Annotated in this window: 16 protein-coding genes; 10 read left to right on the top strand and 6 right to left on the bottom strand. The window is 74.4% G+C overall.

Annotated features, from left to right (window positions below):
* The first annotated feature begins 685 nt into the window (after positions 1–685).
* The 6 genes from ACLWS4_RS01380 (at position 686) to paaE (ending at position 6,418) form a co-directional block, all read left to right on the top strand.
* On the top strand, positions 686–1,966 hold the full coding sequence (locus ACLWS4_RS01380) for a M20 family metallopeptidase (protein WP_416873095.1): 1,281 nt from the start codon (positions 686–688) through the stop codon (positions 1,964–1,966).
* 331 nt (positions 1,967–2,297) lie between these two features.
* A complete protein-coding gene (gene paaA, locus ACLWS4_RS01375) occupies positions 2,298–3,308 on the top strand; it encodes a 1,2-phenylacetyl-CoA epoxidase subunit PaaA (RefSeq protein WP_416873292.1) in 1,011 nt (336 codons plus the stop codon).
* A gap of 83 nt (positions 3,309–3,391) precedes the next feature.
* Positions 3,392–3,658 (top strand): 1,2-phenylacetyl-CoA epoxidase subunit PaaB, encoded by a 267-nt coding sequence (gene paaB, locus ACLWS4_RS01370; protein WP_220450137.1) that lies wholly within the window; start codon positions 3,392–3,394, stop codon positions 3,656–3,658.
* 13 nt (positions 3,659–3,671) lie between these two features.
* The gene (gene paaC, locus ACLWS4_RS01365) at positions 3,672–4,595 is read left to right on the top strand and encodes a 1,2-phenylacetyl-CoA epoxidase subunit PaaC (protein ID WP_416873094.1); all 924 of its coding nucleotides are present in this window, start codon (positions 3,672–3,674) and stop codon (positions 4,593–4,595) included.
* A gap of 56 nt (positions 4,596–4,651) precedes the next feature.
* Entirely contained in the window at positions 4,652–5,239 is a 588-nt protein-coding gene (gene paaD / locus ACLWS4_RS01360; protein WP_416873291.1) for a 1,2-phenylacetyl-CoA epoxidase subunit PaaD, read from the top strand.
* A complete protein-coding gene (gene paaE / locus ACLWS4_RS01355) occupies positions 5,240–6,418 on the top strand; it encodes a 1,2-phenylacetyl-CoA epoxidase subunit PaaE (protein ID WP_416873093.1) in 1,179 nt (392 codons plus the stop codon). It begins immediately after the preceding gene.
* A gap of 39 nt (positions 6,419–6,457) precedes the next feature.
* On the opposite strand, the gene ACLWS4_RS01350 is transcribed toward paaE, so the two are convergent.
* Both ACLWS4_RS01350 and ACLWS4_RS01345 read right to left on the bottom strand, forming a co-directional pair.
* Complete coding sequence (locus ACLWS4_RS01350; protein WP_416873092.1) at positions 6,458–7,666, bottom strand: NAD(P)-binding domain-containing protein; 1,209 nt, start codon at positions 7,664–7,666, stop codon at positions 6,458–6,460.
* Between the two features lie 66 nt (positions 7,667–7,732).
* Positions 7,733–8,104, bottom strand: a complete 372-nt coding sequence (locus tag ACLWS4_RS01345; protein WP_049649739.1) for a YbjQ family protein — start codon at positions 8,102–8,104, stop codon at positions 7,733–7,735.
* Positions 8,105–8,229: 125 nt separating this feature from the next.
* Here ACLWS4_RS01345 and ACLWS4_RS01340 point away from each other — a divergent pair, with 125 nt between their 5' ends.
* Both ACLWS4_RS01340 and ACLWS4_RS01335 read left to right on the top strand, forming a co-directional pair.
* Complete coding sequence (locus ACLWS4_RS01340; RefSeq protein WP_143204631.1) at positions 8,230–9,159, top strand: hypothetical protein; 930 nt, start codon at positions 8,230–8,232, stop codon at positions 9,157–9,159.
* A gap of 129 nt (positions 9,160–9,288) precedes the next feature.
* Entirely contained in the window at positions 9,289–9,987 is a 699-nt protein-coding gene (locus ACLWS4_RS01335) for a peptidyl-tRNA hydrolase (protein WP_049649724.1), read from the top strand.
* A gap of 129 nt (positions 9,988–10,116) precedes the next feature.
* On the opposite strand, the gene ACLWS4_RS01330 is transcribed toward ACLWS4_RS01335, so the two are convergent.
* The 3 genes from ACLWS4_RS01330 to ACLWS4_RS01320 are packed head-to-tail and all read right to left on the bottom strand — an operon-like array spanning position 10,117 to position 12,575.
* The gene (locus ACLWS4_RS01330; RefSeq protein ID WP_375873381.1) at positions 10,117–10,860 is read right to left on the bottom strand and encodes a hypothetical protein; all 744 of its coding nucleotides are present in this window, start codon (positions 10,858–10,860) and stop codon (positions 10,117–10,119) included.
* A gap of 30 nt (positions 10,861–10,890) precedes the next feature.
* Positions 10,891–11,655, bottom strand: a complete 765-nt coding sequence (locus ACLWS4_RS01325) for an ABC transporter permease (RefSeq protein ID WP_049649726.1) — start codon at positions 11,653–11,655, stop codon at positions 10,891–10,893.
* Positions 11,652–12,575 carry an ATP-binding cassette domain-containing protein gene (locus tag ACLWS4_RS01320; RefSeq protein WP_416873091.1) on the bottom strand — a complete coding sequence of 308 codons (924 nt, stop codon included), beginning with the start codon at positions 12,573–12,575 and terminating at the stop codon, positions 11,652–11,654. The genes ACLWS4_RS01325 and ACLWS4_RS01320 overlap by 4 nt, the downstream gene beginning before the upstream one ends.
* Before the next feature lie 198 nt (positions 12,576–12,773).
* Between ACLWS4_RS01320 and ACLWS4_RS01315 the strand changes: the two genes are divergently transcribed.
* Both ACLWS4_RS01315 and ACLWS4_RS01310 read left to right on the top strand, forming a co-directional pair.
* On the top strand, positions 12,774–14,090 hold the full coding sequence (locus tag ACLWS4_RS01315) for a sensor histidine kinase (protein WP_416873090.1): 1,317 nt from the start codon (positions 12,774–12,776) through the stop codon (positions 14,088–14,090).
* A gap of 44 nt (positions 14,091–14,134) precedes the next feature.
* The gene (locus ACLWS4_RS01310) at positions 14,135–14,794 is read left to right on the top strand and encodes a response regulator (protein ID WP_416873089.1); all 660 of its coding nucleotides are present in this window, start codon (positions 14,135–14,137) and stop codon (positions 14,792–14,794) included.
* Positions 14,795–14,825: 31 nt separating this feature from the next.
* Here ACLWS4_RS01310 and ACLWS4_RS01305 read toward each other — a convergent pair whose 3' ends face one another.
* Positions 14,826–15,902: an ABC transporter ATP-binding protein gene (locus ACLWS4_RS01305; protein ID WP_375873385.1), complete on the bottom strand. Its 1,077-nt coding sequence runs from the start codon at positions 15,900–15,902 to the stop codon at positions 14,826–14,828.
* Between the last annotated feature and the right edge of the window lie 15 nt (positions 15,903–15,917).

The raw sequence follows: 15,917 nt of genomic DNA, 5'->3' as shown, positions 1-15,917 counted from the left end.
TCTCGGCTTCCCTGCGGCGGTCCGGCCACTGCGCCCACCGCCACGAAGCCGCCGTCCACGGGGCTCCGGGCGGACCGGGGCCACCGGATCGAGCGAGGAGGACGCACATGCCAAGCACGCCGCCCAACCGTTCCACCGTACTTGGGCCAGACAGGCCGATTCGGTGGGCCGCTCATCATCCCGGTCGGCCGGTGCGGTCCGGCCGGGCCTGGTACCCGGGCGGGAGCGGTCGGCCGGCACGGCCGCTGTATACCGGCGGCGGCCGCGGAGGCGAGCGTTGAGTCCCCAGATCGTCGGGTCGCCCGCCGCACCGGGCGCCGCCGCGGAACCCGCCCCGACGTCGGTCGCCGTCCCGGCCGCCACCGACGGTGAGGCCCTTGCCGCCGCCACGGCCACTGCGACCGCCGCCGCCGCTACCGCCGCAGCCACCGCTACCACCACCAACGGCACCGCCGCCGGCACCGCAACTGCCGCTGCGGATCCGGGCACTACGGTCTCGGCCCCTGCGCTTCCCGCCGCTTCGGTCCAGGCCACTGCGGCCGCGTCCGGTGCCGCGAAGACCGTCGTGGCCAAGGTGGCCGTCACCACGACCGCAGCCGCCAAGTCAGCCCTCACGAAATCAGCCCTCACCAAACCGGTCGTCGCGAAGACCGCGGCGGCGAAGAGCCCCGTGACGAAGAGCCCCGTGACGAAGAGCCCCGTGACGAAGAACGTCGTGGCGAATAACGTCGTCGCGAAGCCCGCGACGGGCCCGGCCGCCACCGCCTCCCACGGGGCCGCCGCCGTCACCACGGCGCTGCCCGGTGTGCCGCAGGCGCTCAGCACCCGGGCCCGCACCCTCGCCGGGGCCGTCCGGCGTCGCTGCGTCGACCTGGCGCGGATCGAGTCGCCCAGTGGGGACGCCCCCAGACTCGACGCGCTCGCCGAGGAGTTGGCGGCCGGCTTCTGTGCCACCGGTGCCACCGCCCGGCGTGAACCCGGACCGGCCGGCGACCACCTCGTACTGGAGTGGGAGGGTCGGGACGAGTCCCTGCCGCACCTGCTGATCGTCGGGCACCACGACACCGTGTGGCCGGTCGGCACCCTCGCGGACTGGCCGGTGACTGAGGAGGACGGTCGGCTCACCGGGCCCGGCGTGGTCGACATGAAGGGCGGACTCGCCATCCTGGAGGGGGCGTTGTCGCTGCTCGCGGACCTGGGTGAGCGCCCGCACCGGACCGTCCGCCTGGTCGTGGTCTCCGACGAGGAGGTGGGCAGCCCCGACGGACGCCGCCTGGTCGAGCGCCAGCTGCGCGGAGCCGCCGCGGTCCTGGGCCTCGAACCGCCGCACCCCGACGGTCGGTTGAAGACCGCGCGGCGCGGCAGCACCCGGGTGCGGCTCACCGTGACCGGCCGCGAGGCGCACGCGGGCAACGACGCCCACGACGGGGTGTCCGCGGTCGACGAGCTGGTGGACCAACTCGTGCTGGTGCGCGACCTCGCCGGTCAGCCCGGCACCGAGCTCAACGCCGGTCGGATCAGCGGTGGTTCGCGCGCCAACGTGGTCGCCGGCCGGGCCGAGGCCGAGCTGGGGCTGCGCTTCGCCACGGTCGAGGCGCAGCGCCGTACGCTGGACAACCTCGCCCGGCTCACCGCGCTGCGTCCGGGCGCCCGGGTCCGTACGGAGGTGCTGTCCAGCCGTCCGGCCTGGCCCGAGCGGACCGGCAACCCGCTGTTGCGGCACGTGCGTTCGCTCGCCGCGGTGCTCGGGCAGCAGTTGGATGGCGCTCCGGCGGGCGGGGCGGGGGACACCAACCTGCCGGGCTCGCGCGGGCTTCCGACCCTGGACGGCTTCGGCGCGGTGGGCGCCGGGGCCCACGCCCGGCACGAGCACATCCGGGTCGACCAGATCGCTCCCCGGATCGCCCTGCTGGCGGCGCTGCTCGCGGTGCCGCTGCCGCGACTGCGCGACCGCGCGGAGGGCTGAGCCGGTGGTGAGCCGCTGACGGCCGGGAGCCGGTCGCCGGTCGCCGGCCCCCGGCAGTCGGTGGCGGCGAACGTAGAACGGCGGACAGCGGACAGCGGCCGGCGGACGGCGGACGTAGAGCAGCGAACATAGAGCAGCGAACAGAGAACAGAAGACAGCCGACGGATAACAGCTGACAGATTTCAGAATCTGTCAGCTGTTATCTGTTGCGCACCTTGCCATCCCTCAGCCCCTCCGCGCAGAATGGTACCGACCGAACGGTCAGTCGGTTGGCCGATGCTCCAGGCGGCCTCCGGGCAGGAGACGAGAGGGGACTGTGGTGACAGCAGAGGTGGCCGAGACGGTCCCCGCGCAGACGCTGGAGGACCGGTTCGAGGCGGTCGTCGCCGCCGAGCAGCGGATCGAGCCCAGGGACTGGATGCCCGACGCCTACCGGGCCACCCTGATCCGCCAGATCGCCCAGCACGCCCACTCCGAGATCATCGGCATGCAGCCCGAGGGCAACTGGCTGACCCGGGCCCCGTCCCTGCGCCGCAAGGCCATCCTGCTCGCCAAGGCCCAGGACGAGGCCGGCCACGGCCTCTACCTCTACGCCGCCGCCGAGACCCTGGGCGTCGACCGCGCCGAGCTCACCGAGAAGCTGATCTCCGGCCGCCAGAAGTACTCCTCGATCTTCAACTACCCGACTCTCACCTTCGCCGACGTCGGCGTGATCGGCTGGCTGGTGGACGGCGCCGCGATCTGCAACCAGGTCCCGCTCTGCCGCTGCAGCTACGGTCCGTACGCCCGCGCGATGGTGCGGATCTGCAAGGAGGAGTCCTTCCACCAGCGCCAGGGCTACGAGCTCCTGATGACGCTGATGCGCGGCACCGAGGCCCAGCGCCGGATGGTCCAGGACGCGGTGGACCGCTGGTGGTGGCCGTCGCTGATGATGTTCGGCCCCTCGGACGCCGACTCGCCGAACACCGCCCGCTCGATGGCCTGGCGGATCAAGCGGCACAGCAACGACGAGCTGCGCCGGCGCTTCGTCGACATGACCGTCCCGCAGGCCGAGCACCTGGGCGTCACCCTCCCGGACCCCGAGCTGCGCTGGAACGAGGAGCGCGGTGGCTGGGACTTCGGCGAGCCGGACTGGTCCGAGCTGACCAGGGTCATCCACGGCCAGGGCCCCTGCAACGCCCAGCGGGTCGAACGCCGCCGCACCGCCCACGAGGACGGTGCCTGGGTGCGCGAGGCGGCCGTCGCCTACGCGGCCAAGCGCGCGGCCGAGGCCGCCGGGCCCACGGAAGCCACCGAAGCCACCGAAGCCACCGATGTGACCGAACAGGAGAACGGAAAGTGACCGACCCCCAGCTTGGCTCCCCGTCCGGGTCCGAGGCCGGGCCCGAGGCCGGTTCCAAAGCCGGCTCCAAGGCCGGCTGGCCGCTGTACGAGGTGTTCGTGCGTCCCCGGCGCGGGCTGAACCACGTCCACGTCGGCTCGCTGCACGCCGCCGACGACCGGATGGCCCTGCTCGCCGCCCGCGACCTCTACACCCGCCGCAACGAGGGCGTGAGCCTCTGGGTGGTCCGCTCGGACGCGATCACCGCCTCCACCCCGGACGAGCGCGACCCGTTCTTCGAGCCCAGCGGCGACAAGGTCTACCGCCACCCGACCTTCTACGACATCCCCGAGGATGTCCCGCACATCTGACGGGGGAGCCACCGTGCACGACCACACCACCTCCACCACCTCCACCGCCGGCACCGGCCAGGACGACCACGTCTACCTCAGCCTCGCCGACGCCGCCCCCGGCCCCGAGGGCGAGGGCCGCTGGGCGTACGGGACGGGCTTCGCCGATCCCCTGCTCGGCGTGGACACCGCGCTGCCCCCCGGTCTGGACGGCGCCGACCTCGCCGCCTACTGCCAGATGCTGGGCGACGATGCCCTGGTCCTCGCGCAGCGGCTGATCGAGTGGTGCACCCGGGCGCCCGAGCTGGAGGAGGAGGTCGCGCTGGCCAACCTGGGCCTCGACCTGCTCGGCCAGGCCCGCCTGCTGCTCACCCGGGCCGGTCAGGCGGACGGCACCGGCCGCACCGAGGACGACCTGGCGTACTGGCGGGAGGAGCACGAGTTCCGCAACGTCCGCCTGGTGGAGGCCCCGAACGGCGACTTCGCCTACTCGATCGCCCGGCTGCTGCTGTTCGCCACCGCGCGCGGCGCCCTCTACGAGGCGCTGAGCGCGCACCCCGACCCGGTGCTGGCCGCGGTCGCCGCCCGGGGCGTCAAGGAGCTGGCCTACCACCGGGAGTACGCCACCGCCTGGACCCTGCGCCTGGGCGACGGCACGCCGTACTCCGCCGGGCGGATGCAGGCCGGGGTGGACGCGGTCTGGCCGCTGCTGGAGGAGCTGTTCACGGCGCACCCGGTGGAGCTGCGGGCGGGCGTCGACCCGGCGGCCCTGCGCGAACCGGTGCTGCGCTCGCTCGGCGCCGTTCTCGCCGAGGCCGGGCTGACCGTGCCGGACGTACCGCCGCTGGCCACCGTCCTCGGCCTGGCCGGCCGGGACGGTGTGCACACCGAGGCGCTCGGCCCGCTGCTCGCCGAGTTCCAGGTGCTGGCCCGCGCCCACCCGGGGGCGACGTGGTGACCGGCGACGTCGTGACGGGCCCGGGGCCGACGGGCACCGCGGAGCCGACGGGCGGGATGGTCGGGACGGGCACCGCGGACCCGACGGCCCGCGAGCTGGCCTGGGCGGTCGCCGCGGCTGTGCCGGACCCGGAGCTGCCCATGCTCACCCTGGCCGACCTGGGCGTCCTCGCCGAGGTCGGGGTGGACGGCGGCAGCGGCACGGTGACCGCCTGGCTGACCCCGACCTACTCGGGCTGCCCCGCCGTCGCCGAGATGGCCGCCGACGTGGACCGTCGGCTGCGCGCGGCCGGGTACCCGGACGTCCGGGTGCGGCTGCGGTTGGACCCGCCGTGGTCCACCGACCTGATCACCGCCGAGGGCCGTCGCAAGCTCGCCGAGGCGGGCATCGCCCCGCCGCGCCCGACCGCCGCCGTCGCCGCGGCCGGACCGGTGGCGCTCACCCTCGGCCCCACCCGCACCGGAACCGCGACCGCGCCCACCACTCTGGCAGCGCCGAGGACCGCCGCCGCGCCCCCCGTGCCGTGCCCGCGCTGCGGCGACGCCGACACGGAGGAGCTGTCCCGCTTCGGTTCCACCGCCTGCAAGGCGCTCTGGCGCTGCCGGGCCTGCCGCGAGCCGTTCGAACGCGTCAAGGAGATCTGAATGCCCGCCGCTTCCTCCGCCGCTCCCGCGTCCTCCGCCGCCGGGTCCGCCCCCGACGCCGAGGGGACCGGCATCCGCCCCGCTCGCCGCCCGACGTTCCACCGGCTGCGGATCGACCGGGTCGAGCGGCTCTGCGAGGACGCCGTCGCGGTGACCTTCGCGGTGCCGGTCGGGCTGGCGGAGGAGTACGCCTTCCGCCCCGGGCAGACCCTGACCCTGCGCAAGCTGGTGGACGGCACCGACGAGCGCCGCTCGTACTCGATCTGCGCCCCGGTCGGCGGGCCGCTGCGGATCGCCGTCCGGGAGGTGCCCGGCGGGCTGTTCTCACGCTGGCTGGTGCGCGAGGCGAAGCCGGGCGAGGAGGTGGAGGTGCTGACGCCGTCCGGCCTGTTCACCCCCGAGCTCGGCGTCCCGGCCGACCACGTGCTGCTCGCGGCCGGCTCCGGGATCACACCGATGCTGTCGATCGCCGGCTCCGTGCTCGCGGCCGACCACAGCTCCACCGTCACCCTGCTCTACGGCAACCGGCGCAGTGACAGCGTGATGTTCGCGGACGAGCTGGCCGACCTGAAGGACCGCTACCTCGACCGCTTCCAGCTGGTCCACGTGCTCTCCCGGGAGACCAGGGACGCCGAACTGCTCAGCGGCCGGCTGGACCCGGAGCGGGTACGCGCGCTGCTGGCGGCGCTGGTGGACGTAGGAAGCGTCGGGCACTGGTGGCTGTGCGGCCCGTTCGGCATGGTCGTGGGGGCGAAGGACCTGCTCGCCGAGCTGGACGTGCCGGGCGAGCGGGTGCACCAGGAGCTGTTCCACGCCGAGGACGAGCCGCTCCCGGAGCGCGACGAGGACTGGGACCGGACGGACGGCTCGTCCGACGGCTCCGCCGACGGCGTGTCGGGCCCGCGGAGCGAGGTCACCGTCGTCCTCGACGGCCGCGGCAGCACGCTCTGCCTCCCGCGCGACCGCTCGATCCTGGACGGCGCCCAGCGCTCCCGCCCCGACCTGCCGTTCGCCTGCAAGGGCGGAGTGTGCGGCACCTGCCGCGCCCTGGTCACCGAGGGCGAGGTGGAGATGCGCCGCAACTTCGCGCTGGAGGAGAAGGAGCTGGCCGCCGGCTACGTCCTCACCTGCCAGGCCCGCCCGGTCACCGACCGGGTGACCGTGGACTACGACCGCTGAGCGGGCCACCACCGCCGACCGGACCACGATCGCGGAGCCTCAGACGGTGGCGGGCTCCATGACCGGGTCACCGGGCTCCGGGCTCCCTACCCTCGGGCCGGAGATCGTCGGGCTCGCGACCGTCGGGCCGGTGATCGTCGGCCGCCCGGGCGCCGGGTCCCCGAGCAGCTTGACGAGGTCGTTGACGGCCGCCCGCCCGGCCCGGTTGGCGCCGACGGTGCTGGCGGACGGGCCGTAGCCGACCAGGTGGACGCGGGGGTCGGCGGTGGCCCGGGTGCCGGTGAGCGCGATGCCGCCGCCGGGGGAGCGCAGCCCGAGCGGAGCGAGGTGCCCGACCTCGGGCCGGAAGCCGGTCGCCCAGACGATCGCGTCCACGGTCAGCTCCTCGTCGCCCCAGGCGACCCCGTGCTCGGTCAGGCGGTCGAACATCGGTCGGCGGTGCAGCGCGCCCAGTTCCTCGGCGCGCCGGTAGGCGACGGACGGGCCGAGCCCGGTCACGCTCACCACGCTGCGTGGCGGCAGCCCCTGCCGGACCCGCTCCTCGACCTTGGCGACCACCGCGCGCCCGTACTCGGGGGTGAACGGCCCGTCGTGGTAGACGGGCTCGGAGCGGGTGACCCACACCGTCTCGCCGACCGCGGCGACCTCCGACAGCACCTGGACCGCCGAGGCGCCGCCGCCCACCACCAGCACCCGCTTGCCCGTGAACTCCTCGGGGCCGCGGTACTCGGCGTAGTGCAGCTGGCGGCCCGCGAAGCGGCCCGGGTAGTGCGGGAGGAACGGGCGGGTCCAGGTGCCGGTGGCGTTGATCAGCGCGCGGGTGGACCAGGTGCCGCGGTCGGTCTCGACCAGCAGCCGGGAGTCCGGGCGCTCGGACTCGGCGCGTACGGCGCGCACCGCGACCGGGCGTACGACCGGGAGCGCGTGCTGCGCCTCGTACGCCGTGAAGTACTCCGGCACCACCTCGCGCGCGGGGGCGTCAGGGTCCGGCGGCGGGAGTTCGGCGTCCGGGAGGTCGTGGACGCCGTGCACGGTGGCCATCCGCAGGGACGGCGAGCGGTACGCCCAGGCACCGCCGGGGACGGCGTTGGCGTCGAGGACGACGAAGCCGCCGTCGAGGCCCGTCCGGTGACGGGCGAAGCCGCGGCGGTGCAGGTGGTAGGCGGCGGACAGACCTGCCTGTCCGGCGCCCACCACCAGGACGTCCACCCGTTCCGGAACGCTGTTCGTTGCACCGTAAACAGTCACGCCCGGGAAACATCGGGGGGTCGGCGGGTGTTCCCCGGTCAGGAGGGGAATGTCACAGGAGGAACGTCAGGAGACCGGGGAGATGACCGCGGCGGTGCCGTAGGCGCAGACCTCGGTACCCACGGCGGCCGCCTCCGTGACGTCGAAGCGCATCATCAGGACGGCGTTGCCGCCGCGCGCCTTGGTCTGCTCGATCAGCCGCTGCATCGCCTCGTTGCGGCTCTCGACCAGGGTCTTCGTCAGACCGCGCAGCTCGCCGCCGACCAGTGACTTCAGACCGGCACCGATCTGGCTGCCGACGTGGCGGCTGCGGACGGTCAGCCCGAAGACCTCGCCGATCACGTGGTCGACCCGGTAACCGGGGATGTCGTTGGTGGTCACGACCAGGACGTCGGCGTTCGGGCCCTGCCCGCCGCCGTACTCGTTGATGTCAGCCATGCGGCTCATCCTGCCAAACTCCTGCGTCCGAGTGACAGCGGCGGGGCCGGGCGGTGGCCGAGAAGGCTCCCGGAAGCTGGTCCGGACCGGTGATCGGGCGACCGAAAGGCCGTACCGTTAGCCCCATGGGCGAGCGAAGTGATCATCCACAGGGGCCGGGCGCGGCGGAGGACTCCGGCGCGCAGGAGATCGAGGCGACGGTAGTGCTGGGCCTGCGGATCACCGACTGGCCGGCCCTGCGCGCGGCCGCGATCAGGGCCGTCGAGGAGCTGGACTTCGGGGGCGTCGACCCGGCCGGGCAGCGCCGCGAACTGCTGCGCGAGGTCGCCGAGGACGCCAACGCGGCGCTCGGCGCGCTGCTGCATCCGGACCGGCTGGTGGCCGCCATCCCCGGGGTGGAGGCGATCGGCGGCACGCTGGAGATCAGCGTCACGGAGGACTTCACACCGGACTTCGCCGACCTGTTCCCGCTGGAGGGCGACGAGGAGGAGGGCGGCGCGGGCGCGGACTGGACGCTCACCCCGCGCACGGCCTGCCTGCTCCACGCCCAGCTGATCGGCCTGGCCGACGCCGCGTACGACGACCTCGACGAGCACGGGGACGAGGCGGTCGCCGACAGCGATGACGTGGACTGGACGGTCTTCGCCCGGCTTCCCGAACGCACCTGGCGGATGCACCGGGGCTGGCGCCGCGCGATGGCCCGGGCCTTCGACGACCTCGCCGACGACCTCGCGCTCGGCGAGTGGCCGCTGCCGCGCTGCCTGGCCGAGGACATCGCGCTGCGGATGGCCCTGGTGGACGCCCGGGCGCTGCTCGGTGCGCAACCCGAGTCGGTGGCGGACATGATGGGCGACCTCCCGGCCGACCTGTACGACTACGACTGGGACGGCTGCCAGGACGAGCTGTTCGGGGTCTACGGGCCGGACGAGGGCGATCCGGAGCTTGCGGCGGAGCAGCGCACCGAGATGCTGCTCGCGGCCACCCACCCGGAGGGCTGGTTCCTGATGTACGAGGACGCGGAGGAGCGGGACCCGCAGCGCGGCTACCGGCGCTGACGGCGCGAGTGCCGGAGTGACCACCGGGGCGGACGGGGCGGGCCGAGTCGGTCGGGGCGGGGCTGGCATCCTGGACGGGTGACTTCTCCTTCCGACGCCCCGACTCCCCTTACCCCGGCCCCCGCTCCGGTGGCCGACCCCGGCGACGCCCCGTCGCGCGAGGACCGCGACGAGCGGCCGCAGTACGTGCTGCCGCTGGTCGTCCGGCTGGAGCGGGCCACTCCGCCGGGCCGGACGGACGCGCTGGAGACCTCGGCGCGGGCGGTGCTCACCCTGCTCGCCGACCCTCGGGTGACCGAGGCGGGCGGCGAGTGGGCGGAGCGGGTCGAGGCCTGGGAGGACGCCCGGATCCGCAAGGTGGTCCGGCGGGCCCGGGGCGGGGAGTGGCGCCGGGCCGGTGAGCTGCCGGGCGTCACGGTGCACGGGCGGGAGGCCGAGGTGCGGGTGTTCCCGCCGGTCCCGCTGGACGGCTGGCCGAAGGAACTCGCCAAGCTCCAGGTGTCCGGGACGGACCTCGAGGAGACGGCCGAGGTCGGCGCGCCCGAGCCGGGGCTGCCGGTGCTGTGGCTCAACCCCGAGCTGGAGATGAGCGCGGGCAAGACGATGGCGCAGACCGGGCACGCCGCCCAGCTCGCGTGGTGGCGGCTGGACGAGGCGCAGCGCAAGGAGTGGGCCGAGGCCGGCTTCGCGCTCGCGGTCCGGACCGCCTCGCCGGAGGCGTGGGAGGAGCTCGTCCGCAGCGGGCTGCCGGTGGTCCAGGACGCGGGCTTCACCGAGATCGCGCCCGGGAGCTGCACGGTGATCGCGGAGCACCCGGCGCTGCGGTGACGGGCTGACAGACGACAGCGGACAGCCGACGGCGAACAGCTAACAGACGACAGCGAACAGATGACAGATTTCGAAATCTGTCATCTGTCATCTGTCATCTGTTCGCAGTTTGCTGTCGGCTGTCGTCCGTCAGCTGTGCTGGTACCGCCGCATCGCCCGGAGTCCGCCGTAGGCCGCCAGGGCCGTCCAGAGCGCCATGATCAGCAGCCCGGTCCAGTGGCCGTAGTGGATGCCCGGTTCGGTCTGGGTGCGCGTCGCGTAGAGGCCGGCCCGGTCGGGCAGGAACTGGCCGAGTTCCCGGACACCGGGGATGGCGGCCAGCCAGGTGGTGCCCAGGAACACCATCGGGGTCAGCAGGCCGAGCGCGGCGCTGAAGTTGCCCAGCATCGCGGTCAGTCCGAGGCAGAGCAGCACCATCATCGGGTGGTACAGCACGCCGGCCAGGAAGCTGCGGGCCAGGCCCGGGGTGGAGAGGTCCAGGCCGACGGTGGTGCCGACGGCCAGGAACGAGCCCGCCGTCGAGGCCAGGCCGAGCAGCAGGCCCAGCCCGGCGCCGAGCGCGAGCTTGGCGCCGTACAGCCGCCCGCGCCGGGGGACGGCGGTGAGCGAGGTGCCGATCATGCGGGTGTTGAACTCCTGCCCGATCAGCAGGATGCCGAGGCAGGCCACCGCGACGTGGCCGAAGAGCAGCCCGTAGAAGATCCCGTTGGCCGGGTCCGGGGCGGGCGTGTGGTCCTTCGCCCCGTAGGCGGCGCTGACGGCGGCCGTGACGCCGACGGTCAGTGCCAGGGCGACCAGCGGGGCCGCCCACTGCGAGGGCAGGGTGGTGAACTTGACGCGTTCGGCGCGCAGGGCGCCGGCGAGCGTGCTCATGGTTTTCTCTCGTTTCCCGTTCGTCCGAGGTCACTTGGCGCCGATGCGGCGCAGCGCGCGCAGGCCGCCGTACGCCGCCAGCGCCGTCCAGAGCGCCATGATTAGCAGCCCGGTCCAGTGCCCGTACGCGACCTGCGGGTCGTCGGCGTACCGCAGGGCGTACTGGCCGGCCCGGTCGGGCAGGAACTGGACGACCCGGCGGATCCCGGGCACTCCGCCGAGCAGTGGCGAGAGCAGGAAAACGGTCGGCACCAGCAGTCCCATGGCGGCGGTGAGGTTGCCCAGCAGCGCGGTCGCTCCGAGGCAGAGCACCACCAGCAGCGTCTGGTAGAGCACGCCGGCGACGGCGCTGCGCAGGAGGGCCGGCCCGTCCCAGGCGCCCGGGGCGGTGGCCGCGTAGCCGGCGAAGGCACCCGCCGTGCCGACGGCGCCGACGGCGAGGCCGACGAGCGCGCCGAGCGCCAACTTGGCGCCGTACAGCCGGTTGCGGCGCGGGACGGCGGTGAGCGACACGTTGATCATGCGGGTGTTGAACTCCTGCCCGATCAGCAGGATGCCGAAGCAGGCAAGGGCCGCCTGGCCGAAGTTGAGCCCGTAGAAGACCCCGACGCTCGGGTCGTCGGTGATGCTGTGGTCCTTGCCGCCGATGGCCGCGCCGATGGCCGTGGTGACCCCGGCGGTCAGCAGCAGGGCGAGCAGCGGGGTGATCCAGAGCGAGCGGAGGGTGGTGAGCTTGATCCGCTCGGCGCGCAGGACGTGCAGGACGTGCGCGGAGCCGGCAACCGGTGTGGTCATGCGGAGGCCTCCGCGCGGTACTCGACGCTGTCGGCGGTCATCCGCATGAACGCCTCTTCCAGCGAGTCTTGTTGGATGGCGATCTCGTACAGCACCACCCCGTTGGCGGCGGCGAGCGCGGCGATCCGCTCGGGTTCGGCGCCGCTCACCTCCCAGGCGCCGCCGTCGACTTCGGTGGCGTCGAGTCCGTGGTCGTGGCCGGGGCCGCCGAGCAGGGCGGCGAGCTTGGGGGGGGCGACGGCGCGGACCCTGATCCGGGTCCGGCCGTGGCGGTCGATGAACTCGGAGGTGGCGGCGTCGGCGAGCAGTCTCCCGCGCCCGATCACCACCAAGTGGTCGGCGGTGAGCGCCATTTCGGTCATCAGGTGGGAGGAGACCAGCACCGCCCGGCCTTCGGCGGCCAGGTCGCGCAGCAGGGTGCGGATCCAGCGGATGCCCTCCGGGTCCAGGCCGTTGACGGGTTCGTCCAGCAGCAGCACCGGCGGGTCGCCGAGCAGGGCGGCGGCCACCCCGAGGCGCTGGCGCATGCCGAGCGAGAAGCCCCGGATCCGCCGTCCGGCCGCGTCCGCCAGGCCGACCTGGCCGAGCACCTCGTCGACCCGGCGGGCCGGCAGCCCGTTGCTTGCGGCGAGCCAGCGCAGGTGGCCGTGCGCGGTCCGGCCGCCGTGCATCGCCTGGGCGTCCAGCAGTGCGCCCACCGTCCGCAGCGGGGCGGGGAGTTCGGCGTACGGGCGGCCGTCGACCAGGGCGTGTCCGGCGGTCGGCCGGTCGAGGCCGAGGACCAGGCGCATGGTGGTGCTCTTGCCGGCGCCGTTCGGGCCGAGGAAGCCGGTCACCACGCCGGGTCGGACCTCGAAGGTCAGGTCGTCGACGACGCGCCGGCCGTCGTACTCCTTGGTCAGGCCCTGGATCTCGATCACGGCCCGCTCCCCTCGTCTCGTCGTCGGTGGTCTCCGCCGGTGCCCGCTGTCGCTGCCCCGGTCGGTGGCTCCATTCGACCGGAGCGGGCCGGTGCGGCGGATCCCGCCGGGGCGGGGAGCCGCCTCCCTCCCAGGAGGGAGGACGCGGGCGACCGGCGCGGGATCCGGGGGCCGGGGGCGACCTGGCAGGATGGCGCAATGTCCAAGATCGCAGCGCTGAGGAGCGCGAGCGCGGTGTCCGGAGGCTCCGTGCCGGGAAGTGCGGTGTCCAGGCTCGTCGCGCCGCTGGCGGCCGGTGTCACGTACGCGCGGCTGCTGCACCTGCTGGTGGGGTGGATCTTCGCGGGCGTGGTGCTGATGATCTATCCGGGGACGTACCGGAAGGGCCTCGGCGAGATCCTCACGGCGAGCGTACTGGTGGACTGCGTGCTGCTCGCGGCGCTCGCGCTCATCCCGGCGGCTCGGCGGGCGGAGGGGGTGCAGGCGCGGCTGCTGCTGGTGCCCGACCGTGAGGAGGACATCGCCGCCGAGCCCTCCCGCACCTGGGCCGACCGGCGGCGGACGGCGGGCTGGCTGATCGGCCGGGTCGCGCTCGGCTCGGTGGCCGGGTTCGTGCTCTCCTTCGGCTCCGTCGCGTGCTACGACCGGCTGACCGGTCCGGACGCGCTCTGGTACCTCCCGTTCGCCCCGCTGCTGGTACTCGGTTTCGGCTGGTTCCTGGTCCTCGCCGGGCGCCTCCAACTCGCCATGGCCGTACGGCTGTTGGGCCCGTCTCCGACCGAGCGGCTGGCGGAGGTGGAGCTGCGGGCCGAACGCCTGCTGGAACGCAACCGGTTGGCCCGGGAGTTGCACGATTCGATCGGCCACGCACTGACGGTGACGGTCCTTCAGGCGGGCGCGGCGCGCGAGGTCGGGGACCCGGCCTTCGTCGCCAAGGCGCTCGAAGTCATCGAGGAGACCGGCCGACAGGCCATGGAGGACCTCGAACGCACCCTCGTGCTGCTGCGCGAGACCCCGGCCGGGGCGAACGGCGTGGCCACCGAACAGCCCGGGATCGACCAGCTGCCCGCGCTGTTCGACACCGCCCGGGCGGCCGGCAGCCCGGTGGAGGCGCGGATGGAGGTGCCCCCCGGCACGCTGCCCGGGGTGCTCTCCCGCGAGTCGTACCGGATCGTCCAGGAGGGTGTCACCAACGCGCTCAAGTACGCGCCAGGCGAACCGGTCGACATCCGGATCGCCGTACGGGAAGGGCAGTTGGAGCTGCGCTGTGCCAACCGGCTGCCCGGCGCCGGGCGTTCGGCGGTCGGCGCGGCCGGGCCTGCCGGTCCGGCCGGTTCGGCACGGCCTCCGGCGGGCGGTGCGGGCCGGGGCGCGACGCACAAGGGCGGCAAGGGGCTGCGCGGCATCCGCGAGCGCGCCACGTTGCTCGGCGGGGAGGCGGCGGCGGGGGTGTCGCAGGAGGGCGGAGGGGAGTGGGTGCTGACCGTCCGGCTGCCCCTACGCTTGGGCTCGTGACGAACGATCCTGTGACGCGAGGCCCGGCCGGAGGAGCCGCGGGGATGACGGAGATCCTGCTCGCCGACGACGAGGAACTGGTCCGGGCCGGCCTGCGGGCCGTCCTGGAGGCGCAGGGGGACCTGCGGGTGGTCGGCGAGGCGGCCGACGGCGCGGAAGCGGTTGCGCTGGCCCGCACGCTGCGCCCGCACGTGGTGCTGATGGACGTCCGGATGCCCGTGCTGGACGGCTTGGCGGCCACCCGCGAGCTGCTGCGCCCCGGTGCACCGGGGGAGCGTCCGCCGAGGATCCTGGTCGTGACCACCTTCGAGAACGACGACTACGTCTACCAGGCGTTGCGCGCGGGCGCCGACGGCTTCCTGCTCAAGCGCACCCGCCCGGCCGAGATCGCCCACGCGGTACGGCTGGTGGCGGCGGGCGAGTCGCTGCTGTTCCCGGCCGCGATCCGCCGGCTGGCGGCCGGGCACGGCAACCCGACCGCCCGGGCCGCCATGGAGCGGGCGGCGCTGACCGGGCGCGAGGCGGAGGTGCTGCGGCTGGTCGCGCGGGGCCTGAGCAACGGGGAGATCGCCGAGCGGCTGTTCCTCGGCGTGCAGACGGTGAAGACGCACGTCAGCAGCGTGCTGGCGAAGCTGGGGGCGCGGGACCGCACCCAGGCGGTGATCGCGGCGTACGAGTCGGGGTTCGTCGAGCCCTCGGAGTGACGCGGTCTGACGATGCGTCAGAAAGGGCCACTCAGGCCGGGTAGGCGTGGGTCTGGGCGGCCTTGACCGAGGCCCAGACCGCGACGCCGGGCGCCAGCTCCAGCTCCGCGACGGCGGCCGGGGTCAGGTCGGCGGCCATCGGCAGGTCGCCGGCGAGTTCGACGCGGACCTGGTCGCCGTGCAGGTCGAGCCCGGTGACCTCGGCCTGCCAGAGGTTGCGCGCGCTGGTCCGCGGACGCTCCCGGTACAGCGTCACGGCGGAGGGCGGGAAGGCGACGAAGGCCGGACCGTCCAGCTCCTCGGTGGTGGCCAGCACCGTGCCGTCCGGGAGCGTGACCCGGGAGCCCTCGGCCCGGCCCTGGTACAGGTTCAGTCCGACCAGCCTGGCGATGTAGTCGGTGCGCGGGCGCCGGGCGACCTCCGCCGGGCTGCCGGACTGCACCTCGTGCCCGTCCTCGATCACCACCAGTCGGTCGGCCAGCACCATGGCGTCCAGCGGGTCGTGCGTCACCAGCACCGCCACTGCCTCGAACTCCGCCAGATGGCGCCGAAGTTGGGCGCGTACGTCGAGCCGGGTGCGGGCGTCCAGGGCGGCCAGCGGCTCGTCCAGCAGGAGCAGCCGGGGGCGTACGGCGAGGGCTCGGGCGAGCGCCACCCGCTGGGCCTGGCCGCCGGAGAGCCGGCCGGGGCGGACTGTGGCGTGGTCGGCCAGGCCCATCCGCTCCAGCCAGTCGGCCGCCTCGGCCCGTGCCTCCCGCTTGGGGCGGCCCTGGCAGCGCGGGCCGAAGGCGACGTTGTCGAGCGCGCTCAGGTGCGGGAACAGCAGGTAGTCCTGGAACACCACGCCGACCGGCCGCTCCTCGGCCGGGGTGTGCACGCGCTGCGCCGGGTCCTCCAGGAGGCGGCCGTCCAGGCGCAGGTGGCCGCCGGTGAGCGGGAGCAGCCCGGCGAGGGCGCGCAGGGCGGTGGACTTCCCGGCGCCGTTGGGGCCGAGCAGCGCCACCACCTCGCCGGGGGCGGCGGTCAGCGCGAGGTCGAGGGCGAACGCGGCGCGCTCGACCCGCAGGCGGGCGTCCAGGGCGGGGCCGGGGCGGCTTTCGGTGCTCATCGGGGCGGCGTCCAG

The sequence above is a fragment of the Kitasatospora sp. SC0581 genome, assembly GCF_048159585.1.
Classification (GTDB): domain Bacteria; phylum Actinomycetota; class Actinomycetes; order Streptomycetales; family Streptomycetaceae; genus Kitasatospora.
The sequence above is the reverse complement of the archived record's forward strand: the minus strand, read 5'-3'. Positions and strand labels throughout refer to the sequence as shown.

What these genes read in the sequence shown, in the direction of transcription:
- paaD (WP_416873291.1), top strand. Translation starts at nt 4,652, where the DNA reads ATGGTCGGGACGGGCACCGCGGACCCGACGGCCCGCGAGCTGGCCTGG.
- paaE (WP_416873093.1), top strand. Translation starts at nt 5,240, where the DNA reads ATGCCCGCCGCTTCCTCCGCCGCTCCCGCGTCCTCCGCCGCCGGGTCC.
- ACLWS4_RS01345 (WP_049649739.1), bottom strand. Translation starts at nt 8,104, where the DNA reads ATGGCTGACATCAACGAGTACGGCGGCGGGCAGGGCCCGAACGCCGAC.
- ACLWS4_RS01340 (WP_143204631.1), top strand. Translation starts at nt 8,230, where the DNA reads ATGGGCGAGCGAAGTGATCATCCACAGGGGCCGGGCGCGGCGGAGGAC.
- ACLWS4_RS01330 (WP_375873381.1), bottom strand. Translation starts at nt 10,860, where the DNA reads ATGAGCACGCTCGCCGGCGCCCTGCGCGCCGAACGCGTCAAGTTCACC.
- ACLWS4_RS01325 (WP_049649726.1), bottom strand. Translation starts at nt 11,655, where the DNA reads ATGACCACACCGGTTGCCGGCTCCGCGCACGTCCTGCACGTCCTGCGC.
- ACLWS4_RS01315 (WP_416873090.1), top strand. Translation starts at nt 12,774, where the DNA reads ATGTCCAAGATCGCAGCGCTGAGGAGCGCGAGCGCGGTGTCCGGAGGC.
- ACLWS4_RS01310 (WP_416873089.1), top strand. Translation starts at nt 14,135, where the DNA reads ATGACGGAGATCCTGCTCGCCGACGACGAGGAACTGGTCCGGGCCGGC.
- ACLWS4_RS01305 (WP_375873385.1), bottom strand. Translation starts at nt 15,902, where the DNA reads ATGAGCACCGAAAGCCGCCCCGGCCCCGCCCTGGACGCCCGCCTGCGG.